The following is a 24,782-nucleotide window of genomic DNA, read 5'->3' as shown; positions in this document are numbered from 1 at the left end:
CGCAGTGAAGTAAGTTATCCACAGAACGCCATTCAGCCCCTGCTCCCCCTCCACCAATGCCGCTAATCTCGGCGCCATGCTCACTCGTGCAGACATCGGCGTCATCGGCGGCTCGGGCTTTTACTCCCTGCTCGACGACGCGGAAGAGATAGAGGTCTCCACCCCCTACGGGCCGCCCAGCGACGTGGTCACGGTCGGGCGCATCGGCTCGCGCCCCGTGGCGTTCATCCCCCGGCACGGGCGGGATCACCGCTTTCCACCCCATCGCATCCCCTACCGGGCCAACCTCTGGGCCCTGCGCTCACTCGGCGTCCGCCAGGTGCTCGCGCCCAGCGCCGTGGGCTCGCTCCAGGTCGAGCACGGGCCGGGCGCGATCGTGATCCCCGATCAGCTCATCGACCGTACGTCTGGACGGGTCCAGACCTTCTACGACATCGACGGCGCGGTCCACGTGTCCTTCGCCGACCCCTACTGCCCTTCGGGCCGCTCCGTGGCCGTGACGGCCGCTCGGGCGGGCGGCTGGGCCACGGTAGACGGCGGCACCCTGGTGGTGATCGAGGGCCCGCGCTTCTCGACCCGGGCGGAGTCGCGCTGGTTCGCGGGCAACGGGTGGACGATCGTCGGCATGACCGGCTTCCCTGAGGCGATCCTGGCTCGGGAGCTGGCGCTCTGCTACACGTCTCTGTCGCTGGTGACCGATCACGACGCTGGGGTCGAGGCGGGCGAGGGCGTGACCCATGAGGAGGTGTTGGAGTTCTTCGCCCGGAATGTGACCCGCATGCGGGGGCTGGTGGCGGAGGCGGTGCAGGGGCTGCCGAGTGAGCGGTCGTGCCCGTGTGGGTCGGCGTTGGACGGCATCAAGCTGCCGTTCGAACTGCCGTGAGTGGGAGCCCTGCGGGCGGCTGGCCGGGGCTCGCCCGCCCCGGTTCGGCGGGGCGGGCTGAACGGCTCGGAGGGCTCGGGCGCCTTGGGCGGGTTGGGCGGGTTGGGCGTCGTCGGCGGCGGCTTGTTGCTGCGATGGCGGCTGGCATCGGCGTCCTTTCCGCATATATCGCCCTACGCCCTACTCACGCCCCCTCCGTACTGGTGGCAACCCATGACCTCTCCCCCGGCATCCTCAAACCGGGCGACCTCCGCCCGGCCGCCCTCAACCCACCCCCGTACGGCGCCATCCGCTCGGGCGCCGTCGGCCGCATGCTGGCCGGGGCCATGCGCCGCGGCGAGCCCCTCACCGACGTACGGCTGCTCCACTCGCTCCCACTGCCATCCGGCACCGTGGCCGCGCCGGTGCGCATCGCCGACGCCGACACGGCCCAGCTGATCACCCCGGGCTCGACGATCGGCGTCCTGGCGGCTTGGGAGGGCCAGCCGGCCCAACTGATCGCCGACGACGTCACCGTCGTAACCATCCCCAAGGCCGAGGACGACCACGGCGCCTTGATCGTGCTGGCCACCAGCCCATCACAGGCAAGCCAACTGGCCGCCGCCCAGGCAGGCGGCCGCCTGTCCATCACCATCAAGCCCCACCCGTAGCAACCGTAACCGGCTGTGCCGAGACAGACCTTGCCTAGAGAACGGAATCCTTCTTGGGGTCGTACTCCCAATGCCACGGCTCGAACGGGCTGCTATAGGCCCAGGACGGATGGAACCACCCATACTTCTTGGAGTTGTTCTCCATCCAGACGAACTCCACCGACCGGAACCGCTCCACCCCACCACAGAGGTCAACGGCCAGCCCGAGACCGTGGTTGCTCCGCCCCGGCACCGCCGCGAACCCCGGCCGCCGATAGTAAACCGACTGCTGCTCAGCCAGGCTGCGGTACGCGTCGGTCACACACATCTGCTTACCGAACCGCTTCCGATAAGCCTCATTCAAGCTGACGAAGGCGATCGTCGCATCAGCCCTGAGGCTCTGCCCCTTCTGCTGCAACGGACACAACATCGCCTTCGGGATCAACCCATTGGGATAGGAGTTGGCCGTCGCCGCCCGCAACGGATTGCACCCCAGCGCCGCCCGCCCGACCTTGTCGACCTTGATGCCCATCTTCACCAGCGCCGCGGTCAACGACTTCACGATCTTGTCCGACCGCTGCCTGAGCGTGTCGATCTCCACCGCCATCTGCGCCTCGGCCAGCAGATTAGACGCCCGCAACTCCTGCGCCTCGCCGGCCAGCCGCTCCGTCTCCTTGTAGAGCGTGCTGGTCTGCTCAACCACCTGCTGCCGATTAGCCACGATATGAGCGGTATTGGTCATGGCCCGCAACGTCCCGGCGTCAGCATCACCGGACAGGAACGGCGCAACCCCATCACCACCGACAGGCTGCTCGTACAACAACTCCGCCATCTGCGCCACCGGCTGCCGAATCACGGCAAGCTTCCTCTCCGCCTCCTGCAGCGTGGTGAGCGTCGCTGTCAGCTTCTTCTCAGAGGCGGCAATGTCGCTACGACGCTTCTCCAGCGCCTTGGTCGCGTCCTCAAGCTCCTTGGCCGACTTCTCGGCCTCCTTGCGAAGCTCGGTAAGGGTCGCCGGATCCCGCCGTTCGGCGTGGGCAGGCGTAGCCGCAGGCAGGATGACCAGGGAAGTCATGGCCATGGCAACCGCGATCAGACCCGCTGACCGAGGGGATGGCACCGTCGACTCCTCCGTTTGCAACTCTGTTACCAGGGTCCGGCACGCACGTTACTACAGCCCTCCGAGTGCCCGGACCGAACTCTGAAGAGCTGTTATGACCGCGAAAGAACCACTTTGTACGCCCAACTGCCTTCGCGGCTGCCTTCATGGGCTTGTCGTCGCAGGTAGGACGGGTACATCACGGACAGATCAGCCCACCTGTGCGGCTGGTGCATCCTCACGGGCATATGGCTCAGTGGGGCATGTGATGGCACTGGGGGTGGCGCGGCGGTCATGTGGGGCATCCATTGGGGTGGGTGGCAGGGCAGGCAACTGCCGCACCCCTCACGGTCGGATCAACGCGTACTCGGTTTCACAGGCAAGCGGAGCCATACACACTCAGACGAGGCCAGCACAGTCGGAACGGCACCATCTTCAGCGAACGCATCAAGCAGGCCACCACCACTCCAAAACATCCACCTCCCCTCCCTCGCTTCCGCCTTCGCTCCCTCCATCACTTCCCCCTTCGGTCACCTCTCGCTTGGGCTCGGTCACTTCCCGATTAAGCCCGGCCGCCTCCCGCTTGGGCTCGGTCACCTCTCCCTTGGGGCCGGCCGCCTCCCGCTTGAGTCCGGTCACCCCCCGCTTGGGCCGCCGCCCATGCTCCCGACAAGACTTCCAAAGCCACGTATCCACCCACTCCCCCGCACACGCCCGCTCCGTACGCACAGGCTCAGCCGTACCTCGCTCCACGACGACAGGCGCAGGAGAGGGCATCACCACCTCTGCCTCGTCCTCCTGCGACTTCGGCTTCGGCGCGGCATCGCGCACAGCCGCCGGCACCACCCCCTCGTACCACCGCTCAGGCCGAGCAGGCGCAGGCATCAAAACCGGCTCAAACCCCACCCACCCCCCAACCCCAGCCCGCATCCCCCGCTGCGCCGCCGCCCTCTCATAGCCGGTGAGCTCCCCCGCCAACAACCCGCCAGCAAGGATCCCCGGCGCCAACACAGCCGCAATCAACACGACAGGCCGCCTACGCACCTGACTACGTCGCCTTCTGGTCACAGACCCGACGCTATCGACGCGGGATGCGCAACAATCTGATCGCTTGCCATGCCTTTACTGCAGCTCAGAGCACCCATGACCCGCCCAGCCAAACTCACGACCGCCCTGCGTCCCACACACTGCCGTAGTTTCGCTAGGCTTACGGGGTCCGCCTCCGTAGCTCAGGGGATAGAGCACCGCTCTCCTAAAGCGGGTGCCGCAGGTTCGAATCCTGCCGGGGGCACCAGACCTGACCAGCCATAGAAGCCCCTTGACCAGCGGTAACGCCAGTCAGGGGCTTCCTTGTGCGTCCGGTGCCGTCCGGCTGTAGCTGATCGTTAGCGGTTGATCGTGCCAAATACGTGCGCACAGTGCTTCACTCTTCCTCAGCCCTGCATCGACCCGCGTCGCCATGACCGACCACGCAGAAGACCGTCACACCTTCAAATGCCCCTTTGGAAGTCGATAGCAATATGTCCGAAGTGCCCGTTTCGGCGAAAGTGCTCGAAAATGGCCTCCGGCGCCGCTAAGTGCGCAGGTCATTCAGGGTGCTCCCCGCGCACGCGGGGATGGTCCCGTGGCAGGCCGCCGCAGACCCTCGACTGAAGAGTGCTCCCCGCGCACGCGGGGATGGTCCCTCGGCGAACTTCCGTTCAGCGGCGTCGGCCCGGTGCTCCCCGCGCACGCGGGGATGGTCCCCCGGAGCGGGAAGCCGCCGTCTGGCGCTGCATGTGCTCCCCGCGCACGCGGGGATGGTCCCGAGCTCCAGGCAAAGATCGGCGACGCCAAGCAGTGCTCCCCGCGCACGCGGGGATGGTCCCTACGACGGCAACGTCAACCCGCTTCGCTCACTGTGCTCCCCGCGCACGCGGGGATGGTCCCGCCACGGCGCTACTCCTTCTCCGTGGCCTTGCGTGCTCCCCGCGCACGCGGGGATGGTCCCCCGCCTCACGCTTTCGTGGGGGTCCCCCCAGTGTGCTCCCCGCGCACGCGGGGATGGTCCCGCTGCGGTCCCGGGGGCGCCAGGGTGTTACCCGTGCTCCCCGCGCACGCGGGGATGGTCCCGACCCCAGCCCCTCGACGTAGGGGGCGAACTTGTGCTCCCCGCGCACGCGGGGATGGTCCCGGCTTCCTGTCCACGATGCAAGTCGTCGTCGGGTGCTCCCCGCGCACGCGGGGATGGTCCCGCGGCGGGGGCGGACCGGATCTCGCTGTCGCCGTGCTCCCCGCGCACGCGGGGATGGTCCCCGGATGGTCCTGTTCATCGCGTCCTACTCGCTGTGCTCCCCGCGCACGCGGGGATGGTCCCGAGTCCCCCGTGCTCGGGCAGATGATCGCCCGGTGCTCCCCGCGCACGCGGGAATGGTCCCGTCAGCAGGTCCACGCCAGGCTCCAGGCCGAGGTGCTCCCCGGGCACGCGGGGATGGTCCCGACCTGCTGTCAAGCAGGGCGTCGGAGTCAGCGTGCTCCCCGCGCACGCGGGGATGGCCCCCTCTACGAGACGACCGTTATGAGCCAATTGGTGTGCTCCCCGCGCACGCGGGGATGGTCCCCAGGCAGCGTCCACCGCCGCATGGCCGCGGCCGTGCTCCCCGCGCACGCGGGGGATGGTCCCGGAATGTTCGGCTATCGCTATGGTCTCAAAATGTGCTCCCCGCGCACGCGGGGATGGTCCCATACCGGCCTCTAGGAGCCACATGAGGCGGTAGTGCTCCCTGCGCATGCGGGGATGGTCCCCAGTGGAAGTCCCTGGGAGCTACACCGGATCAGTACTCCCCGCGCACGCGGGGATGGTCCCAGCATTAAGGATCGAAAGGTTCGTATTGAAGTGTGCTCTCTGCGCACGCGGGGATGGTCCCTGCCACACGTCACGGCCGGCCTGCTGGGAGCAGTGCTCCCCGCGCACGCGGGGATGGTCCCAGCGGCTCGCGCGAGAGCGTCGACCCTGACGTGTGCTTCCCGCGCACTCGGGGATGGCCCCGTGCCGCCCGACACCTTGCCGAGCTGGTGGGTGTGCTCCCCGCGCACGCGGAGATGGTCCAGACCAGCCGTCGGCGGATGACCCGCTGTCCGAGTGCTCCCCGCGCACGCGGGGACGGTCCCATATGCGGCGCCGCACTGCTCGCAGGTGCGGGGTGCTCCCCGCGCAGGCGGGGATGGTCCCTCGGACTCCTGGAGCGTGGTCGCGATGCCGATGTGCTCCCCGCGCACGCGGGGATGGCCCGCCCGGGTCGGTGTCCCTCCCGAGGGTAGGAAGACACCCTCCAACGCCGACCTCATCGTTACTCCAGCGCCTCGGAAGCGGTAAGCGCCCGGGCGAGGTCCTGGCGTGCGGCTGTTCTTGGATGCCTGGAACGACTCCATAGTCTGGGGGTTCTTTGCGTATCCGTACCGTCCCGCTGTAACTGATCGTTAGCGATTGATCGTGCCAAATGCGTGCGCACAGTGCTTCACTCTTCCTCAGCCCTGTATCGACCCGCATCGCCATGACCGACCGCGCCAGAAGATCTTCCACCTTCAAATGCCCTACCTAGGAAGTCGACGGCAATATGTCCGAAGTGCCCGTTTCGGTGAAAGTGCTCGAAAATGGCCTCCGGCGCCGCTAAGTGCGCAGGTCATTCAGGGTGCTCCCCGTGCACGCGGGGATGGTCCCCCTGTCAAGCTGCGCCTCGACGAGTTCGAAGACGTGCTCCCCGTGCACGCGGGGATGGTCCTCCGGGTCAATGGTCCAAGACACCTGGTCGCAGGTGCTCCCCGTGCACGCGGGGATGGTCCCTACTGGACCGTGGCCATGCCGGTGCACCTCAAGTGCTCCCCGTGCACGCGGGGATGGTCCCTTTAGCCCTGGAGGAAGCAAGGCGCTTGTGGAGGTGCTCCCCGTGCACGCGGGGATGGTCCCTTGCTGGCGTCGGCGAGGACCTCGACGTACAGGTGCTCCCCGTGCACGCGGGGATGGTCCCAGCAGCCCCATGCCGTACGACGCGAATGCCCCGTGGTCCCCGCGCACGCGGGGATGTGGTCCCCTACGCGCGCAGGTTCGAGCGGCGTATGCCTGAGGACGATCCAGTGTGGCTGAAGTACTTCGACGAGGCCGAGCTGGCGGCGGAGTTCGCGCACTGCATCCGCGACCTCGGACATCACCATCGGGTGGGTGCTGGAGAACGTGGAGTTGTCGGAGGCCCTGTACGTACGCAGCTTGTCCTTCGTACAGATCATCCTGGCCTCCAGTCACGTGGCCTGCGGCGACCTGGAACAGGGCAGCGCGATAGCGCGCGAGGTGGTCACCACGGTGGCGACCTGCGATCGGCACGCATCCAGCGCTACGTCCGGGAGTTCGTCAACCAGCTCGCGCGATACGGCAACGATCCGCTGGTGTGGGATTTTCAGACCTTCGCCGAGACTCGGCTCGCCCGAGCCCGCTCGGAGGCCGACGCGACGCGGTAGCCGTTAAGAATGGCCTACAGGGGGCGTCGCAGCTTTCCAGAAGCGGTAGCCGCCCCGCCGACTTCGGGTCAGGATTGATGCACCGTCTGGGCGCCAATGGAGGTACTGCATGCGCGCGGCATATTGCCTCTTAGCGATCTTCCTTCTGGGCGTGCTCTCCTTGGTCTCCTGCTCGTCAGCGCCATCCCTTGATGATGCGGCGACCGAGTTGCAGAAGGACACCCATGCTCTGGAGACAGACGACGTTTTCAAGAACCCGCTCAAGAAGCTGCACATCATCGCAAGGCCGGACACCGATATCTCTTGCGGAGACGGGCACTTCAAACGAGTACTAGAGGCAACGGCGGACTACACGCGCGCCAACGAACCAGTTGATAATTATCTGGACCGAGCTCAGCGCCTGATGGAGGATACTCTGCGGCTGCCTCGCTTCGGCTATGACGTGACGTTCGACCCCGCACAAGTGGACCAACTTACAGGCCGGACCATCCACGGAACGAAGGAGGCGCTCGGCATCACCGTGACAGTGGAGGTCCATGAGGAGCCGCCGACCTGGCGATTGCGGGCCGAATCTCGTTGCCTCGCGCGTTGAGTCGGAGGTGTCAGCTCCATTTCTCGATCAACTCTTTGGTCAGGGTACTTGTGGTGAATCTTGAGGCGTCTTCCATCTTCCCGTCCAACTTCTGGTTGGCGTCCGTCCAGTGCTCAAAGACCGAGAGCTTGTCTCTCAGGACCTTCTCCACGTCGCCGCCTGCCGCGTCCCGCTTGGCCTCTTTGAGGATCTCGTCGTAAGTCTTGAGATGGCCGGTCTCCTTGCTGACCAGCTCGTCAGGAGGGGGCGTGGAGGGGAAGCCGCCCTCGTGAAGGAGACGTGACATGTCGTACCTCTGGCGTACGACGTAATCGACACGCTCCGCATCGAGTTTCTCGACCCGAGTCTCGAAGCTGGCTACCCATCCGTCGAGCAACCTGCTGACGGCATAGGTCTTGGCCACGGTCCATCCCATGTCGACTGCCTGGCTGGCTACCGGAATTTTGTCGATGCCCAGGGCGGCGGTGTTCTTGACCATGTCGAGGACGAGGGCGTCGATGGCGTCGGCCTGCCCGCGTACCTTGGACGCCGCTTGGAACTCGATCCCGGCAAAATCGCCGAACATCTTGGCAGCATCGTCGAAGTGGGTAGTCGCGTTCTTCCCGTCGAGGCCCGCTGTCGTCACGAGCGTGTCGTGGTAGAACCGTGCCATGGCCGAGTCGAACTCCTTGGTGAGGCGTTCGTCGCCGGTAAAGGTGCGCAGGAAATTGAAGGTGTCTTTTGGGCTGAGGTAGAAACCGGGGGTGACGCCGGGGATATCGATCCACTCCGGTGGATGTCCCATTCCTGATGACCGATCGATGGCCTTGTCGAAGCGGCCGCCTGTGGTCAGTTCGTGGATGTAGGACTGGGCGATCAGGCTCATCGAGTCCCGAGCGGCACCGGGTAGCTTCTCTCGGTACGCGCTGGTCGCTTTGATCGCGTCGAGAGCGAAGGCGGCGGCGTCAGCGGAGTGTTTACCGGGTTGCTCTGCCTTCACCTCCGCGCCGGACGCAAGAACTCTACCGAAGGCGTCGGCGACCTCTTCCTCGATGCCGGGGCCCTTGGCGTAGTTGATGAACAGCTGCATCTTCTCGGGCTGGGTGAGCTTGGACTGCGGAGTACCCATTGCGGCGAAGGTGGCCCGGACGGCCGCACCGTCGCCATCCAGTACTTCCAATCCGAGTGCTACGAGGTCCGACGGGATGCCCAGGGCCTGGGTCTGTGTATTGCTCCCAGCGCGGAGGCTTTGCTGCGGATTAGCCACGAAGGCGTCCAAGACCAGGGCACGGGCTGCTGCGGTGCGGTACGCGGTGGGGGCGTTGGCGCCCTTGAGGAGGGCTAATCGGTTCCAGGCGGCGTTCTTGGTGGTGGGCTTGAGAAAGTCGCTCTTGAACCGCTCGAAGGCCGGCACGCTCGCCGGGGCGCGTAGTGCGGCGCCGAGGGCCTTGCTGAAGGCGGCGAGGTCTTGTTTGGCGGTCTTGCTGCCTGTGGCGACGATCAGGCTCGGCAGGGCGTCGCGTACGGCCGGAGAGAGCATGGCGAAGAAAGCGGCGGCGGCCTGCGGGTTGTCCGCCAGTTTGGCTATCTCATCGGCGTGTTCGTGGATCAGTTGCGCCTGGAGGTCGGCGGAGCCGTTGCCCACGATGCCCTGGCTGTACATGTTGGCCAGCCCGCGAGCGTCATCGAAGGCGGCGAGTTGGTCGGGGAGCATCAGGAAGGCCGCGCCGGCCCCCTTGCCCAGCTCGCGGATCGTCTGGCTGCGGTAGGCGAGCATGGAGATCTGGCTTTCGCTCCACTTGGAGACATCGAGAATCTCCCGCAGAGGTCCGGTGCTGATACCGTTTGCGCGGAAAAGCTGATCGAATTCATGGTAGAAGTCGCCTAGGCGGTTTGTCGCGTTCTGCAAAGAACGTGACATTCCATCCATCGCGTCGGGATCGATGCCGCAGAATTCGTTGGCAGAGCTTGTCATTACGAGCGCCCGGCCAGCCCGTGGCGGATGGCGTTCGCCATGGTCTCGGTGACCATGGGCGGGTGATGGCGCAGCTCCTCTTCGACAGCGCTGGTCACTCGTTGCGCGATGCGGAGTAGCTGATGCTGGCGTTCCTGCAGGTCGGCGGACCACTTACGGGCAGTAGGGCCGGTCCATACCGTGCCGGAGGACATGGCGTGGATGGCCGGAAGATACGCCTGGCGTAGCTGGCGGGCCTCATCCTCGGCCTGGGCGAGCAACTGCTTCAGGCGTACGTGTCGCGGGTTGGGGACCATGACCTCAGCCACGAAGATCTCCCGGGCGTCATCCGAGAAATACCGACTTAGTACGTTAGACCGATTTTATGGCATTCCGCAAGAGATCTGGCTTGAGGCTTGCCATAAAGGAGGAGTGACGCTATTGCGAAACGGTATAGCCGCATGGAGGAAGGCTTCGGCCAGCAATCGACGGCGGGAGACTGGCTGCTGTCATCGACTTTGGGACATCAGCCGTCGGACGCCCCCGCCTGGGATCCGGCAATCGGCTGGGCCAACGTCCTTAGGCGACAGCCGGGGGCCTTCCGTAGCGCCGTCGGCAAGACCCACGGTATGAGCGGACCCGCGGGCACGCACCACACGCCCGCTTAGCGCCCTTCATCAACCGATTCGTGATGCCCGACAATATCCAGCGGGCCTCCGTGTCCCGCGCCTATGCCCTACCTTCGAAAGCCAGTACATAACAGCGATGCCCATAATGTCCGATTCAGTGAAAGTGCTCGAAAATGGCTCCTGCGGCCGCTAACTACGCAGGTCGTGGAGTGTGTTCCCCGCGCACGCGGGGATGGTCCCGTACCGGCTGTACTGGCTGGAACTCACCACGGGTGTTCCCCGCGCACGCGGGGATGGTCCCTCCACGGTCTCCATGCTGATCAGCCCGTACAAGTGTTCCCCGCGCACGCGGGGATGGTCCCCTGCCTTCCATGCTTTCCCACCGCCACCGTCAGTGTTCCCCGCGCACGCGGGGATGGTCCCCTGGCGCCGCGCTGGCAGCCGTACAAGGGGCTGTGTTCCCCGCGCACGCGGGGATGGTCCCCTGTGCTGAACTGGGTGCACATTGTTGGACCTGTGCTCCCCGCGCACGCGGGGATGGTCCCCGTGGAGGCCGCCGCGGCACGGTCACGCTCGCGTGCTTCCCGCGCACGCGGGGATGGTCCCTCGAGCGGGTAGTCAACGAGTTCGCCCTTGTGGTGCTCCCCGCGCACGCGGGGATGGTCCCGACCAGGACCGCATGATGTGGCGCCACCGCACGTGCTCCCCGCGCACGCGGGGATGGTCCCTACAGTTCGCGGGTGGGCGCTGCGGTAAAGGCTGGTCGCTAACAGGGCGGGTCCAGGTACGACGCCCTGGGTGTCGCACAGTGAGATCATCGGCTACGACGACCTCTACACGGTTTGCGGGGAGAGCTGGGGTGAATACGGCTCGGACACGCTTATCGGTCAGAAGTGGCGACAGGCTGGCGGATGGCTCGGCGAGCGCGTCCCCGTAAAGACGATGCTTCCTAGCGCCCGCGACGGCGGTGACGGCGGTGACAACGCTCTTCCTCGATCTGGCCACGGCGACCTACGGTCGGGTTGTGGATTCCGTCCACGGCCTGCCCAGTGAGCCGGGTCGCATCGGAAGGGGCAATGGCCGTTCTTGCCTGGAACTTCGACGCCCACCGCGACACGGTCTTCATCGGCGCGGAGGCCGCCGAGGTGAACTGGGAGGACGCCCGTAAGGAGCCGTTCGATCCGTAGCGGGCGACCGTGGAGCAGGGGCTGGACGGGGCCTGTCAGGAGTAGCGGGCGCGGCCGTGGGCGTCGTTATCCCGCTGCTGTCATCCCGCCAGGCGGGTACTCCCCTGTCGTGATCCGCTGGCGGAGGTCGCTTGCCAGCGTGGCGTAGGCGGGCTGAGCTTTGCCTTGAGTCATGAGGCTCCCTTGCCGAGCAACGACGGACTCAAGGCTAAGACGACAGAGCATCAGCAGGGATGACCACGGCCTCGTCGAGGATCCGTGCTTCACCTCCGTGCTGCGGCCCGGCATGGGGCGAGGCGGCCCTACCTGCCGCTCTCGATTTGGTTGCGCCCAGGCTCCGCCATGGAGCGACCAACGGACCGGTGCCATCAGCAAGCCTCACCCGTGAGGATCATCATCCAAACGCGCTCTGCCACGGCCCGTGGCCATGGCCCGGCGTAGAAGACCTTGGGAGACGCGGTCTGGTGCGTGCGACGGATCATGTAGTGGCCGCCGCAGCTCAGCAGCTCATAGACGAGTGCGCGGCAGGAGCAGGTGTAGTCCACTATCCGCTGGCGGACCGGTTCCTCCTTGGTCCAGTCGATGTGCGTCGTGGTGGCGGCGGTGCTGCGGCCTGGCGGGTGGGCGGAGAGTCTTGGACAAGGCCAGGCATCTGCCTCTAGACCGAGAAGCTCAGGCATAGCGGCAACCTCCCCTACCTTGATGTGGCAACGTTCCTGCTGCTCATTCCTTATGAGCATATGCCTACAAGCTCATATGAGGTAGTGGGGTTGTGATGATGACGTGTTGTGATCGACTTCGGTTCCGATCGACCTGTGCACCGGCAGCTCGCCGACATCATCCGCGCGGACATCGCAGCGGGACGGCTCACACCTGGCCAGGCACTCCCGTCAGAGGGCCGGCTGATGCAGGAGTACGAGCTCGGCCGCGTTGCCGTACGGCAGGCACTCGGGGTTCTGCGCAGCGAGGGACTGATCGTCACCGTGAAGCGTGAAGGCTCCTACGTACGTCCACAGGCCCCCGTCGAACGGGTGATCGTGGAGGGGCCAGCAGAGGTCACCGCTCGCATGCCCTCCCCAGACGAGCGAAGGGAGCTGGACATCCCCGAGGGGGTTCCGGTATTCGTCCTCAGCCAGCCGCACAAGGGCAACCGCATCCTGCCGGCCGACCGGACAGCCCTCGTTTGGGGTGCAGAGAGATGACAAACGGCCTGACATCTCAGACAACGAGCAAGGCAGAGTCAGCAGATGCTGGCGACGACCCCGGCCAAAAATGCCCCCGAAGGGGGTCTCAGGCCGACCCGGTACATGGGATTGATCGGGTTGGGATCATCCCCGCGTGCGCGGGGAGCACCCCCGCATGGTCCGTGCTGGGGCCCTGCCGGCTGGACCATCCCCGCTTGCGCGGGGAGCACTGCCGCTCGACTCGGCCGCCGCTCGTTTTCGAGGGACCATCCCCGCGTACGCGGGGAGCACCTGACCCTGGGCGACCTGCTGCACATCGAGCCGGGACCATCCCCGCGCGCGGGGAGCACCCCGCGTATGGCCCGCTTGCGGGCCACACGGTGGGACCATCCCCGCGTGCGCGGGGAGCACACTGCCTTTAGCTTGAAGGTCTTCGCTTTGCCGGGACCATCCCCGCGTGCGCGGGGAGCACCTCGTGCCATTCTTCCCCATGAATTCCGATTAGGGACCATCCCCGCACGGGGAGCACAGCCTCTATCTGAGGTTCGCCCTGCCGTTCCTGGGACCATCCCCGCGTGCGGCGGGGAGCACGGACTCGTCCACTGCCCCCGCTCGGGGTGGGTGGACCATCCCCGCGTGCGCGGGGAGCACGAGTCGGGCGGCGCCACGGAGTACCGCGCGCAGGGACCATCCCCGCGTGCGCGGGGAGCACTGGGACTGGTGGCGTTCGTCGCCGTAACCCTGGGGACCATCCCCGCGTGCGCGGGGAGCACCGAGTCCATCTGGAGGCGGGTGACGAAGTCTGGGGACCATCCCCGCGTACGCGGGGAGCACCCTCATGCGAATTCAGGCGCCCGAACCGGAAAGAGACCATCCCCGCGTGCGCGGGGAGCACTGACCCTCACAACGCGGGGCCGGTGCTACGTGAGGACCATCCCCGCGTGCGCGGGGAGCACCGGGCGACGGCCAGCTCCTGGCCCAGATCCCGGGGACCATCCCCGCGTGCGCGGGGAGCACGAGGGCTGGCAGCGCTCCAGGGCGCGGAGCATGGGACCATCCCCGCGTGCGCGGGGAGCACAACAACGCCGCCACCGTCGCGAAATTCACCGTGGGACCATCCCCGCGCGCGGGGAGCACCGCGATAGAGGTGGATGAGAGCCTCTGCACGTGGGACCATCCCCGCGTGCGCGGGGAGCACCGCCGGCCCGCCGCTCCGGTGAGCCCGCCGGCGGGACCATCCCCGCGTGCGCGGGGAGCACCAAAGCCGTGCAAATGCGGTTGGCCGGCATGAGGGACCATCCCCGCGTGCGCGGGGAGCACTTCTGCGCGGTCATGACCTTATGCTCGGCATCGGGACCATCCCCGCGTGCGCGGGGAGCACCCACGGCTTGTGTGCCATGCTGGAACTCCTCTGGGACCATCCCCGCGTGCGCGGGGAGCACTCAGTCCTCCTCGGCGATGTCTTGCTCGGACCGGGACCATCCCCGCGTGCGCGGGGAGCACGGACCCCGGCGGGGGCCTTTTTGTTGGACACGGGGACCATCCCCGCGTGCGCGGGGAGCACGAGCGCTGGTTTTTCTCGGCGTCGCGGGCCGCGGGACCATCCCCGCGTGCGCGGGGAGCACCAGCAGCTCGTCGTAGGCGGCGGTCATCGCCGGGGACCATCCCCGCGTGCGCGGGGAGCACGCCGACCCCCACGCGATGGTGGACAAGCCCGAGGGACCATCCCCGCGTGCGCGGGGAGCACCTCGGCGTGGGCTCGGGCCCTGGCCAGGTCGCGGGACCATCCCCGCGTGCGCGGGGAGCACCAGGTCGGGGGCTTCGTCGGGGGTGCGGACGAGGGACCATCCCCGCGTGCGCGGGGAGCACAAGTCGGGTTCTTCGGTCCAGTCGATGTTGTCGGGACCATCCCCGCGTGCGCGGGGAGCACAGCTTCCACGACCCGAGCCCCATCAGGACTTCGACCATCCCCGCGTGCGCGGGGAGCACTCATCCGACCCGGCACGTACGACGGTGCCCCAGCGACCATCCCCGCGTGCGCGGGGAGCACCCTCTGTGACCTGCGTAGTTAGGAACCGCAGAGGCCATTTTCGAGTACTTCCGCAGAAACGGACATTAGGGGAACCCGTCAGGAGTAACCCGCTCTCGCGGGTGGAGCATGACGCGGAACGAGACCGTGTTTGCTCTTACCGATCACCGTTGGCCGTATCTGCGCCGTTTGGCGGCTTTGCTCCAGTTCCGGGGGGTGGCGGCTGCACTAGATTCGGGCTGTTTCTTCGGCCGACGTAGCAGGATGAGGCCTTCGTGGTCGATGGGATGCCACTTGTGGTCGTGGGTTTCGAAGGTGAAGCCTTGTTCGTTATCGGTGGTGTAGGCGAGAAGCGCTCGTCCCGTGTCGGCGTACTTCTGGACCTCAAGCCACAACGCTTCTCGGATCCGTGCAGAAGGACCTCCGATGAATACACCAGGCGAGATCTCCATTAGCCATCGAGTGAGGAAGCCACGAAGTCCTGTAGGGCATCGGGTGAGAACGATGACGGTCACCAGGGGACCTCATGGATGTCATCCTCAGCATAGTTGCGGCCTGACTCCAGTTCTGCTCCGTGGTCGCTCTGAAGCGTGACACGGTCGATGTCGGTGCTATCAGGGTCAGCTTGAGCGTCGTCCAGCAGCACCAGGTGCTTGATGTCATGCACACACCGCTTCAGCAGACTGAGCTTGTTGACGTGGTCGCGGATCGCTCTGCGTGTGCGAGAGCCGACATCTTCAGGGCTATCAGCAGCCACATCGAAAGCGATCGGAATAGCGATCTCCGTCTTGTAGAGGTCAGCGACATCCAGCACGAAGGCCAGTTCATGCCCAGAGTGGATGAAACCGAGACCGGGCGCGCAACCTAGTGCGGCAACCGTGGTCTGAGCGATTCCATACATGCATTGGGCAGCTGCGGTGACCGCCTGGTTCACGGGATCGCCTGCGCTGAAATCACCAGGAATATAGATCCTGCCGTTCCAAGGTAGGCCCGTTCTCTCAGCTTGACGGCGGTAGCACTCTTTGACCCTGCGCCCTTCCCTGCCGAGAAGTTCATGTCTGGTGAGACCAGCCGGGTCTTCCTCTGGAAAGCGCATGCGGTACATCTCACGGGCCACATCAAGCCGGGTACGGCGGTTAGCCCATTTAGTCGCTTGCGCCTCGACGAGGGAGGCCGAGCGATTGAGCGACCTGCCGCCGGAGTAGAAGCGCACCCCTTGCTCGCCAATCCACACCACGCCTGCTCCGCTGTCGCCCAGCAGGGTCATCGCCTGGTGGGTGACGCGGGTTCCGGGGCCGAGCAGCAGGGTGCCTATTGTGGCAGCGGGAATGTAGGTGACGCCCTGGGCATCTTCAGCCGTGATGGCATTGTGTTCGCGGTGTAGAACGCATCGTTCCAGGTAAATAAAGGAGATGCGGTCTCCCATTCGGGTGAGCTCGCGCGGCGAGGACTGGCCACGCTGTCCAACGGTGGCCACGGTTCATCCCTCAGCAAGGGTCATCAGGCCGCAGCCGTACGCCTTCGCTTTGCCCAGTCCGCGAGTGAGGGTATGGCGTAGCGCATCGGGGTCTGTCACTTGCAACCGGCCGTCGAAGGTGACGGTGACCAGGGTCACGGGCTGCCGCTGGCCGGCCTTCGTGAAGTCGAGCTGCCTCCGGTCGTGTATCACCAGCTCGTGCTGGTCGAGTTCGCTGTGTAGGCGCTGCTCCGGCGGCTTACTGATAACCACGAATCCAGCCTTCTCCTGGCGCTTGAGGAGCCAGTCCGCCTGGTGGCTACGGCCGACGTGCGCGGTGACCTTTGTGGGCTCGTCAGCAGTCCGGCGAATGCTATGAACGGGGTTGGCGGTCAGCCGGAACGCCCAGGTATCTCCCTTGGCCAGCCGTGACAGCAGAGGTTCGTAATCGTGGGTCTGCCAGCGCCCAGTCTCTGGCCATCCGGCTTCTTCAACGAGATGCGTGAGGTCAGGCCTGGCAGGGCTGACGATGTAGAGATAGGTTTCCGCACGGCTATTGCGGTCGATCCGCCAGAGAACTCTGGGGCCGTCGTTCTGATCTGGCAAGGGCTCAGCGAAAGCGAACATGATCGCGGCGTGCAGGCGCTGCGGTGATGACAGCAGACGCCGGGCACCAAGCCGGGCCGTGTTGAAGCGAAACCGGGTCAGGAACATCATGCGCTCCCAAGAGCGGCAATGGGGTCGTGGACGGGACGGGCGGCGGGGTTGACGACGCTCACCGGCGGCGGTCGATGGACGCCGCGCAGCCGGTATTGACGGTGCAGCGGGTCGAAGCTCACGGGCTGATCTCGCAGGCTATCGACAGGACCGTCTTCGGCGGTGGCCTCGATGAGCATTTCGAGGTCTACTCGATGTTCATTGCGTCGTCGTAGCTGGTACCAGCGTGCAGCCTGCCACGGTTCCTTCTTCAGCGCCTCCAGGAGGGAGAGTCCCTGGCGGATGCACAGGTTCACGGGCCGGGACGGCGGGCAGGAGCGGCGTCCTAGGTACGGCAGGAAGACCGGCGCGCGCAGTGCCTGATGGAGCTTGTCGATGAGCTGGTCATCACCTTCCACCGCTGCCACGAAGACCGCGTCGGCCAGGTAGAACCGTTCCGACACAGGCGCGGCTTCGCCGGTCTCGAAGTGGTGTGCCGTGTGAAAATCGCGCAGCAACGTGCCGGGCTGGTCCACGCGAACGCCGAAACGCAGGGCGGCCATATCGCTGAGGTCATCCGAGCGCTCATGTCCCGAGGCCGCCGCCAGCAGGCCGATCACGCCGCTTTTGGTCGGCGCCGCTTCGGTGGATCGCCGGGCGAAGCGCGAGGTCGATCCCCAGGATTGAAGCGGCCCTGCCAGTTGCATCAGCAGGACGCTCATGCCTGGTCCTGCCTCCGTGCGACTTCCGCGCCGACTGCGGTGATCAGTTCCGACAACGGCTGGCTGGTGCCGAGCCGGGTCAGCGCCTCGGTGTTTCTGCCGACCTGCAAGACCCAGGTGGGGGCGCCATCTCCGGTGCCGTAGTTATGCTCGATGTCAGTGAAATAGGAGACCAGGGCCTCTGAGGCATGGCGCATGTGGCCGCCGGTCGCCTCATCAGCCCGGCAGGGCTCTTCGAACGCCGCCACCAGATTGATGGGCCGTGAATCACGGACCTTCACCACTACGGCGTCAGGCAGGGTGTGATTGCCAAAGGTATTGATCTTGCCTGTGGGCAGCGATGTGAGGAAGCACTGAACGAACACCTCAACCGCCCTGCGGACGGGTTCTGTGACCGGCTCGTCGGTGCGCAAGCCCGCGCCGAGGTTGCGGCGTAGCAGGTCGACATCGACGGCGGCGTAGCGGTAGAGAGTGGCGGAGTTGAACTCCACGGTGCCGATCATGCCGGCACCCAGGTCATCGTCTTCGCGTTCCTTGTAGTCGTCGACCGCCGTGTAGTAATCGGACTCGTTGTCCACGCGGTGAACGCTAATGGCGTGCGCCACCTGCGCCGCAGCGTCCACATTGATGTCAGCACCATCGGCGATCATGCGGCCGAACAGCGCGATGTCGACAGAGTGACGGCTGTTGGCCGTTCGCTTGGCCTGATCTCTGATGGCTTTGTCCTTGAAGTAGTCCTTGCCGGCGCCATGAGCCTTGACGGCGAGCTCGGCCAGACCGTCCAGCTGATGAGCGCTCAGGAACATCAGATACTTCGACTCCGGAGCGGGAGCCGGCCCCGCCTCGCCTCGGGCAGCGTCCGACCTCCGCTTAGGAATTTCGATTTTGGAGCCGGTGGCAGTCTGGATCGTCTCCGCAGCCAGCGCCCAAGCGTCAGCTTGCGTGATCGATCCGTCTAGCTTTCGGATGCGCTCGGCCAGCAGCTCCGCCACCCGCCGGGTGCGTACGCCGAGTTCGCTCGGATCCAAGAGGTCGTGAAAGCCCCGCCGGGTCGCCCGCTTCCACGCCTGGCTGGAGACCCTGGCACGGAGGACTCCTCCGTACACCGCCGTTTTGGGCGTACCAGTGTCGTCACGGTTCAAGCAGCTTGGCGGGACGGTCTGCAGCGCGTGGACTTCGAGGATGGTCCGAGTCATCAGGTGTCCTTGTCGGGGGAAGCGATGGTGTCGGCGTCGGTGCGCGGGGTGGGGGGACGGTAGGAGTGGAAACTGCGCCCCCAGCGCTGCCGGACGTGGCGCAGCCCATCGGGATCTTGCGCCTGGTACAGCTGCTGAGCCAAGATCCCGTAACCGAGCGGGATCGACTGGCCGCGCAGCAGAATGACGATTTCGCGCAGCCGGTACGCGAGCGCCTGCGGTGTGGAAGCGGTGCCGAGGCGAACGAAGCGGCGACGGATCGGTTCATCCAGTACGCCGCCAGGCATGAGGCGGCGCACAGCCGCGCCCAATTCTGCCTGGGGCCGGTGCATCGGCTGGCCGGACTTGGACTGCTGGTGCAGTGAGTACAAAGTGATGGCTGAAAACAGCGCGAATTCGGCTTTAAGGGCTTCCTTTTCAGAAAGGCCCTGTTCGCTGTAGAGCCGCTCAGTCCCGGCCATGCCCCACAGCTCAGGTACCTCGTCAGGAAGCTTGCCGGCACCGCGTCGCAATTGTGCCAGTGCGGCGACGGAGGCACTGCGATCGCGCAGGTAGCCGTCTTGTAGCTCGCCGATATAGGCAGAGGCGATGTCGCGGACGAGGTCAGCGACCGGACGCCGCGCAGTCACCGCCTCGAGGGAGGGTGAGGTCATGATGTGGTCTCCGCGGTTTCGGGAAGTTCGGAGGTGTCCGGCGAAACGGGCCGACGGCCTTCTGATGCCGCTGCTGGAAGGGCGGAGCGCAGCCGGGCGCGGAAGACCAGGTCAGCATGTGAGGCCGTCAACCACAAGCTCTGACCTTTTTTCGTCTGGATGACCCGGCCTTCCCAAGCAGCGTCCCCCGCCGCACGGAGCAGATCGTTGCCGACACGGCTGATAATCTCGTGTGCTTGCCTCTGCCATGCCGCTCGGCGCTCGTGGGCGTCGTCATCCGGAGAGATTTTGGCTAGCCATGTGCGGAACGCTCCATCTAGCAAGGCGAAGCCCTGATGCCGTGCGACCTCCTTCTGCGAGTCCATATCGCTACCTGCGGCGCGGGCCAGATCCCCTGCCAAATCACCGAGAGTGGTGACAGCGTCTTCCGCATCGGCGACCGCGTCGATCGCAACCTGACCAAGACGGCGGTCGAGAGCATGAAGCAGCACCACAGGCATGGTGACCGCATCGTCGATGATCTCGTCGATGACCGATTGTTGCGTGCCGTACAGGGCGCCGATCAGGCGCGCACGGATGAGGTACGCCGGCGGCAGGTCGCTTTCGACGGTCAGGCGGGCGACCCAGTCGAGAATCCGGGGACGAACCACGGCCGCGGCCTCACCACGCTGCTCGGCACCGGCTGCCCTGCCAGCGACCAGAGCCCCCAGGCCTCGCCAGGCACTGCGGCTGGGGTCATGTTCGCGTGGTAGGTAGACCTGGGCAAGACTGAGCTTCTTCTCCTGTGCAGGGCTACGCCGCCAGGCAGTCATCGGCTCATGCTGGTGCTTGTTGCGCGGGGTGAGCGGGTCGCCGTAGGTGAGGATCACCCCAGTCACCACCTGCCCAGCGTGGACGAGCCGGACACGGCGGGATTGCCAGGTGTAGAGGTCCCGCACTCCAGCGGGACGGCGGCTCAGCTCCAAGGGGTCTGCCTGACCCGGCTTATCGGGTGCCCGCCGCCAGGCTGGCCGATCCTGGTCAGGCTTGACGCGCAGGTTGTCGGTATCGAATGCGATTAGGTTGAGCAGCAGGGTCTGCCTCAGGTTCTCTCCTTCGACGAAGACACCGCCCAGAGTCCCAGCCCATGCCACGCCTTGTGGATACGCGCGACCGCCCTTGACCCGGGGGTCGTCGACCACGCCCGTCTTGATCCCAGAGGTGTCGAAGGCATGCGCGTGCACCAGCCACCGGGCGGCCTCCGCGAACGTAAGGCGCTCAACTCCCCGGCCGCGCATGGTGAAGAACGGTACGCCGTTCGGCACATCGGCAACGATACGGTCCAGCGCGTTCACCTCGCCCTTGGCCGTGTGTAGCCCCGCCGTTTGGTAGAAGGGCTGGTCAGGATGGAGCAGGTCGAGGCGTTCGCGATGCTCGTCCAGGTAGCCCATGAGGCGATCGACAGGCAGACCGTCTTCCCACAACTCCTGCCACTCGATGATGTCGGCCGGTCCCTTAATGGCGTCGTGCAGAATCGCCAGCAGCAGCCGCAGCAGCGCGAACTCCTGCGTCGGTACATCCCCGACCAGTCGTCGCAAGTCGTCTGCCTGCGCGAACACCTCGCGAAGCGATAGCTCATCCTCGCTGCCGTCACGGCGCTGCACTGGCAGCCACCGTTGCCGCGTCAGATCAAACGATCCTGCGGCGGGCTCATTCGGCACGAGTCACCTCCAGACCATCGGTGGACGTGTAGCGCAGGTCGTAGCCTGCCAGCCGGGCCCGACAGTTTTCGTCGAGAACGAGGATCAGTTCACCGGCCAGCCAGTAGCTCTCCTTGATCTGCCAGGCCGGCACATAGTTGGCCTCCAGCTCGTCGATCGCTCGCTCCAGAACAGCGGGGTCGGAGAAGTGGTAAGGCAGGCGCAACCCGCACCCCGCGACGATCCGAGCCAGGCTGGGCTGAGGCACTGCGTCGGTAGGCAGTTCCAACCCCCCACGGTTCTTCGACAGGTCCGGCAACGTCACCCAGACACCGTCGAAACGCTGCTGAACTACCAGTACCTCCAATGTCTCGGGACTGTCGCGCACCTGAGCACGGCCACGGCGGGTGTCGTCGGCATCACCCACGCCAGCATCGATCCAACCGAGCAGAGGGCGTCCTGCTCGGCCGACATCGTTGATCTGGAAGTCCTGCGCGGCCTCTTCCTGCCTGGCCTGGTGCAGTTGATCACTCGCCGCTGCCCGAGCCATAGCCTCCTGCCACTCCTCGGGGCCCACTGGGTCGATGCCATAAGCGACTTGGACGAGTGGGCTGATGTCCTCAGGTAACCGCACCACGTGCCCACTCTCGGCAGTCCCGGACAGGTACGGCTCAAGCACAGCCGCCGACCGCAGCAGTGCGTGATTACGGTAGATCGACGTGGAGCCACGTACCGGCTTGGCAGGGACCGCATCCCAGTCCGCCCCAGTCAGCAAGCATCGCGCCGTCCGTAGCCGTTCGGGACGATCGCTTTGCTCTTGACCACGTACGTGCCTGTGCAGCCGTCCCATCCGTTGCAGCAGCAGGTCCACCGGACAAAGATCAGAAACCAGCAAGTCGAAATCGATGTCCAGGGACTGCTCTGCTACGGAGCTCGCCACGACAATGTGTCGACCGACAGGGCGGTATTCGTGGCTTTTCTCCGGTGGGCCAAAGCGTCTCAGCAGGTCATCGTCTTTGTCCGCTCGGTCAATATCTACGAAACGAGCATGTGCGACACTGACGCTCTCGTTGCCAAATAGTCCGCGCAGATACGCGGCCGTTTCTAGCACGCGACCCACGGTGTTCCGGACGACCAGCACGCATCCCCCACCCTCCAACTCCAGGGCGAGCTGCTTTCCCAATGCGGCCAGATCATCTGGCAACCGCTCTACATGGACGCAAATCTTGCGCCCTGACGCTGCAACAGCCTTAGGTACGACCACCGTGCTGCCAGGCTCCACCGTCGTCAGCAGCGGATATCTCCGTGCCTCCTCCACAGCAGTGAGATCAACACCAGCGGCAGTCTTCCCGGCATATGCCTCGGCAAGCTCGCGACGGCGCGCGGCGGGAAGCGTCGCCGACAACACCACGACCGGCACCCGGTAAGCGCCCAACCATGACAGCACCCGATCCAAGTAGGAGTTCATGTAGGTGTCGTAGGCGTGCGCCTCGTCGATGACCACGACCTTGCCCGCTACCGCCAGGTGACGCAACGCCAGATGGCGGCTCTTCAACCCCATGAACAGCAACTGGTCGATCGTCCCCACCACGAACGACGACAACATCCCCTTCTTACGACCGCGCAGCCACTGATGCGCCACCAGCTCGGCCGAAGCCACTGACCGGTCACGACCTGGCCGCCACTCACCAGCGCCGCCGTCCATCTCGACGCCGCGGACGTCACGTCTGCCCGCGCGCATCAGCGCCACGTAGTCGTCGTTCAACGCAGCCTTCGAGTGCGCCAGCAACACGGAACGACGGCCCGGCTCCAGCCGTACGTCAGGAACCTTCTTCAGCCACTGCAGCATCCGCGGGAACATCGCGTTGCCCGTCGCCATGGTCGGCAACGCAACGAAACAGCCACCCGCCCCCGACCGAGCGGCGAAGATCTCCGCCACAGCCAGCGCAGCCTCGGTCTTGCCCTCCCCCATCGGTGCTTCGATCACCAGCAGTCCAGGAATCGACATACCGCGTGCCACCTGCACCGCTCGCTCTTGCACCGGACGAATGCGGCTCCCGACGGGGAGACGGAACCGCGACGAGAACAGCCCCTCCGGCGAGCCAACGGGCTCGGACGCCTGCCACGGCTCCGGGAGATCGAGGCCACGCCACGCCGACTCAACCCGGTCCCGGTCGCTGACATGCTCGGCGTCGGGGAAATACGGAAACAGGTCTGGATTGCTCGCGATCCAGTCCGCCACGATGACCAAGCCGGTCAGCAGCGCCTGAGCAGGCTGAGAAAGTCGAATCTTCCGCCAGCCGGCCAGGGCATCACTAACTCCGCATGCCCGCGCGCAGTGACCAAGAAGCTCCCACTGCACGTCCCGCCACAACGAGGCAGAGCCCGGGGTCCGCATCAGGTCCGGATGGGCCGTCAACGCTGCGATATCGGAGGACGTCGGCGGGACCCCGTGATGACCGCCCGCCACGATACCCACCTGCAACGTGTCCAGTCGTGACCAGCCATATCGCTCGACCAGCCACTCCTGCATGAGGATCTGCCCCACCAGGCCGTGCGGGCCAAGCTTCCGGTCAAGGAGTTCCTTGTGCGGCGGCATATCGAGCCCGGCCGCTCGCATCGCATCCGCCAATGACTCCACCTGGCAAGCGAAGGCTGGGCTGGCCTTTCCTATGTCGTGAGTGGCTGCAAGCCACACCGCCAGCCGACGACCGTCCTTCAATCCCGCCGGAAGTCCCTCAGCGATCACTCGTTTCACCTGCAGTGGCAACCATCGATCCCATAGCAGGCCAGCCACTGCGCCACTATCGGCAAGGTGGCGCCACAACGGCAGCCATCCATCGGTATCCCGATCATGCTTCGCCCAAACAGTGCAAGCTACAGCCGACAGACCCTCAATAAATTGAGCATGAGTCGCCCCCTCATCGAGCATGGGGCCATTAAAGGGCATAGTCCGGGTTGGGATCTCAACATTTGAGTAATAGAACTGGAGTGCACTACGTACGGTCGTGCGTGCCCTCCAGCAGAGCCAAGTTGCCCGAGGGCCGCCGATGCTGCAGCCTGAGACGACTAGGTCGCCAACTTGATAAAACCAAATATGACCGATATGTCCGCTTCCAAGAAAGTGCTCCATTTCGGGTCGAGCCGCAGACAACCTCGCAGGTCACACAGAGTGCTCCCCGCGCGTGCGGGGATGGTCCCATGATCAACGATTTTGCATCTACCTACGGCTAGTGCTCCCCGCGCGTGCGGGGATGGTCCCACCCGCAGCACTTGCAGGGCGTAGAAGGCGTTGTGCTCCCCGCGCGTGCGGGGATGGTCCCAGATGCGAGGTGTGCCGACGCACTCCCGAAGAGTGCTCCCCGCGCGTGCGGGGATGGTCCCGGCGAACGGAGCCGACAGCTGTCCGGGCTGAGGTGCTCCCCGCGCGTGCGGGGATGGTCCCTCCGCTCCTGATGTGTAGGAGCTCGTTTTGGCGTGCTCCCCGCACGTGCGGGGATGGTCCCCCCCGTCTGATCGCTGCGACCCGGGACGCGGTGCTCCCCGCGCGTGCGGGGATGGTCCCCCGATGACCACTACCGCCCTGCAGCCCGACACGTGCTCCCCGCGCGTGCGGGGATGGTCCCCAGGCCTGCGCCGACCGGATCTGCGCCTCGGTGTGCTCCCCGCGCGTACGGGGATGGTCCCAGCCGTTGGCCCAGTTTCAGGTGTGGTCATACGTGCT

Annotated in this window: 15 protein-coding genes, 1 tRNA gene and 5 CRISPR repeat arrays (1 of these 21 only partly in view); of the genes, 5 read left to right on the top strand and 11 right to left on the bottom strand. The window is 65.7% G+C overall.

The window, feature by feature from the left end:
- Nucleotides 1-76: 76 nt before the first annotated feature.
- Together AB0B64_RS19675 and AB0B64_RS19670 are read left to right on the top strand one after the other, a co-directional pair.
- Nucleotides 77-883 (top strand): S-methyl-5'-thioadenosine phosphorylase, encoded by an 807-nt coding sequence (locus tag AB0B64_RS19675; RefSeq protein WP_358178796.1) that lies wholly within the window; start codon nucleotides 77-79, stop codon nucleotides 881-883.
- Between the two features lie 203 nt (nucleotides 884-1,086).
- Nucleotides 1,087-1,533 carry an SAF domain-containing protein gene (locus tag AB0B64_RS19670; protein ID WP_357943673.1) on the top strand — a complete coding sequence of 149 codons (447 nt, stop codon included), beginning with the start codon at nucleotides 1,087-1,089 and terminating at the stop codon, nucleotides 1,531-1,533.
- A 34-nt stretch (nucleotides 1,534-1,567) separates the two neighbouring features.
- Here AB0B64_RS19670 and AB0B64_RS19665 read toward each other — a convergent pair whose 3' ends face one another.
- The gene (locus tag AB0B64_RS19665; RefSeq protein WP_357943671.1) at nucleotides 1,568-2,593 is read right to left on the bottom strand and encodes a D-alanyl-D-alanine carboxypeptidase family protein; all 1,026 of its coding nucleotides are present in this window, start codon (nucleotides 2,591-2,593) and stop codon (nucleotides 1,568-1,570) included.
- Nucleotides 2,594-3,829: 1,236 nt separating this feature from the next.
- On the opposite strand from AB0B64_RS19665, the gene AB0B64_RS19660 reads away from it, so the two are divergent.
- Together AB0B64_RS19660 and AB0B64_RS19655 are read left to right on the top strand one after the other, a co-directional pair.
- A tRNA-Arg gene (locus AB0B64_RS19660) sits at nucleotides 3,830-3,905 on the top strand.
- Nucleotides 3,906-4,206: 301 nt separating this feature from the next.
- A CRISPR array of direct repeats spans nucleotides 4,207-5,882; the repeat unit is 28 nt; unit sequence GTGCTCCCCGCGCACGCGGGGATGGTCC.
- A 400-nt stretch (nucleotides 5,883-6,282) separates the two neighbouring features.
- Nucleotides 6,283-6,679: direct repeats of the CRISPR family, unit length 29 nt; unit sequence GTGCTCCCCGTGCACGCGGGGATGGTCCC.
- 532 nt (nucleotides 6,680-7,211) lie between these two features.
- Nucleotides 7,212-7,694: a hypothetical protein gene (locus tag AB0B64_RS19655; RefSeq protein ID WP_357943669.1), complete on the top strand. Its 483-nt coding sequence runs from the start codon at nucleotides 7,212-7,214 to the stop codon at nucleotides 7,692-7,694.
- A gap of 10 nt (nucleotides 7,695-7,704) precedes the next feature.
- Here AB0B64_RS19655 and AB0B64_RS19650 read toward each other — a convergent pair whose 3' ends face one another.
- Together AB0B64_RS19650 and AB0B64_RS19645 are read right to left on the bottom strand one after the other, a co-directional pair.
- Nucleotides 7,705-9,648, bottom strand: coding sequence for a hypothetical protein (locus tag AB0B64_RS19650; RefSeq protein WP_357943667.1), 1,944 nt, complete (start codon nucleotides 9,646-9,648; stop codon nucleotides 7,705-7,707).
- Nucleotides 9,648-9,956: a hypothetical protein gene (locus AB0B64_RS19645; protein ID WP_357943665.1), complete on the bottom strand. Its 309-nt coding sequence runs from the start codon at nucleotides 9,954-9,956 to the stop codon at nucleotides 9,648-9,650. Before AB0B64_RS19645 ends, AB0B64_RS19650 begins: the two co-directional genes overlap by 1 nt.
- 511 nt (nucleotides 9,957-10,467) lie before the next feature.
- Nucleotides 10,468-10,984: a CRISPR direct-repeat array (repeat unit 25 nt; unit sequence TCCCCGCGCACGCGGGGATGGTCCC).
- A gap of 1,247 nt (nucleotides 10,985-12,231) precedes the next feature.
- On the opposite strand from AB0B64_RS19645, the gene AB0B64_RS19640 reads away from it, so the two are divergent.
- Nucleotides 12,232-12,645, top strand: coding sequence for a GntR family transcriptional regulator (locus tag AB0B64_RS19640; RefSeq protein ID WP_357943663.1), 414 nt, complete (start codon nucleotides 12,232-12,234; stop codon nucleotides 12,643-12,645).
- Nucleotides 12,646-13,189: 544 nt separating this feature from the next.
- A CRISPR array of direct repeats spans nucleotides 13,190-14,677; the repeat unit is 29 nt; unit sequence GGGACCATCCCCGCGTGCGCGGGGAGCAC.
- Nucleotides 14,678-14,820: 143 nt separating this feature from the next.
- Here the strand turns inward: AB0B64_RS19640 and cas2e are convergent.
- Genes cas2e through cas3 form a run of 8 tightly spaced genes read right to left on the bottom strand, consistent with a single transcriptional unit; the run spans nucleotide 14,821 to nucleotide 23,990 of the window.
- Nucleotides 14,821-15,171 carry a type I-E CRISPR-associated endoribonuclease Cas2e gene (gene cas2e / locus AB0B64_RS19635; RefSeq protein ID WP_357943661.1) on the bottom strand — a complete coding sequence of 117 codons (351 nt, stop codon included), beginning with the start codon at nucleotides 15,169-15,171 and terminating at the stop codon, nucleotides 14,821-14,823.
- Nucleotides 15,168-16,133 (bottom strand): type I-E CRISPR-associated endonuclease Cas1e, encoded by a 966-nt coding sequence (cas1e, locus tag AB0B64_RS19630; protein WP_357943659.1) that lies wholly within the window; start codon nucleotides 16,131-16,133, stop codon nucleotides 15,168-15,170. Before cas1e ends, cas2e begins: the two co-directional genes overlap by 4 nt.
- Nucleotides 16,134-16,136: 3 nt before the next feature.
- Entirely contained in the window at nucleotides 16,137-16,826 is a 690-nt protein-coding gene (gene cas6e, locus AB0B64_RS19625) for a type I-E CRISPR-associated protein Cas6/Cse3/CasE (protein ID WP_357944571.1), read from the bottom strand.
- Nucleotides 16,826-17,530, bottom strand: coding sequence for a type I-E CRISPR-associated protein Cas5/CasD (gene cas5e / locus AB0B64_RS19620; RefSeq protein WP_357943657.1), 705 nt, complete (start codon nucleotides 17,528-17,530; stop codon nucleotides 16,826-16,828). The genes cas6e and cas5e overlap by 1 nt, the downstream gene beginning before the upstream one ends.
- Nucleotides 17,527-18,726: a type I-E CRISPR-associated protein Cas7/Cse4/CasC gene (cas7e, locus tag AB0B64_RS19615; protein ID WP_357943655.1), complete on the bottom strand. Its 1,200-nt coding sequence runs from the start codon at nucleotides 18,724-18,726 to the stop codon at nucleotides 17,527-17,529. The genes cas5e and cas7e overlap by 4 nt, the downstream gene beginning before the upstream one ends.
- Complete coding sequence (casB, locus tag AB0B64_RS19610; RefSeq protein WP_357943653.1) at nucleotides 18,726-19,379, bottom strand: type I-E CRISPR-associated protein Cse2/CasB; 654 nt, start codon at nucleotides 19,377-19,379, stop codon at nucleotides 18,726-18,728. The genes cas7e and casB overlap by 1 nt, the downstream gene beginning before the upstream one ends.
- Entirely contained in the window at nucleotides 19,376-21,079 is a 1,704-nt protein-coding gene (casA, locus tag AB0B64_RS19605; protein ID WP_357943651.1) for a type I-E CRISPR-associated protein Cse1/CasA, read from the bottom strand. The genes casB and casA overlap by 4 nt, the downstream gene beginning before the upstream one ends.
- On the bottom strand, nucleotides 21,069-23,990 hold the full coding sequence (cas3, locus tag AB0B64_RS19600) for a CRISPR-associated helicase Cas3' (RefSeq protein WP_357943649.1): 2,922 nt from the start codon (nucleotides 23,988-23,990) through the stop codon (nucleotides 21,069-21,071). The genes casA and cas3 overlap by 11 nt, the downstream gene beginning before the upstream one ends.
- A 240-nt stretch (nucleotides 23,991-24,230) precedes the next feature.
- Nucleotides 24,231-24,782: direct repeats of the CRISPR family, unit length 29 nt; unit sequence GTGCTCCCCGCGCGTGCGGGGATGGTCCC (it continues 390 nt past the right edge of the window).

The organism is Nonomuraea sp. NPDC049129 (assembly GCF_040648495.1).
In the GTDB taxonomy this organism is placed as follows: domain Bacteria; phylum Actinomycetota; class Actinomycetes; order Streptosporangiales; family Streptosporangiaceae; genus Nonomuraea.
This window is presented reverse-complemented; position numbering and strand designations above follow the sequence as displayed.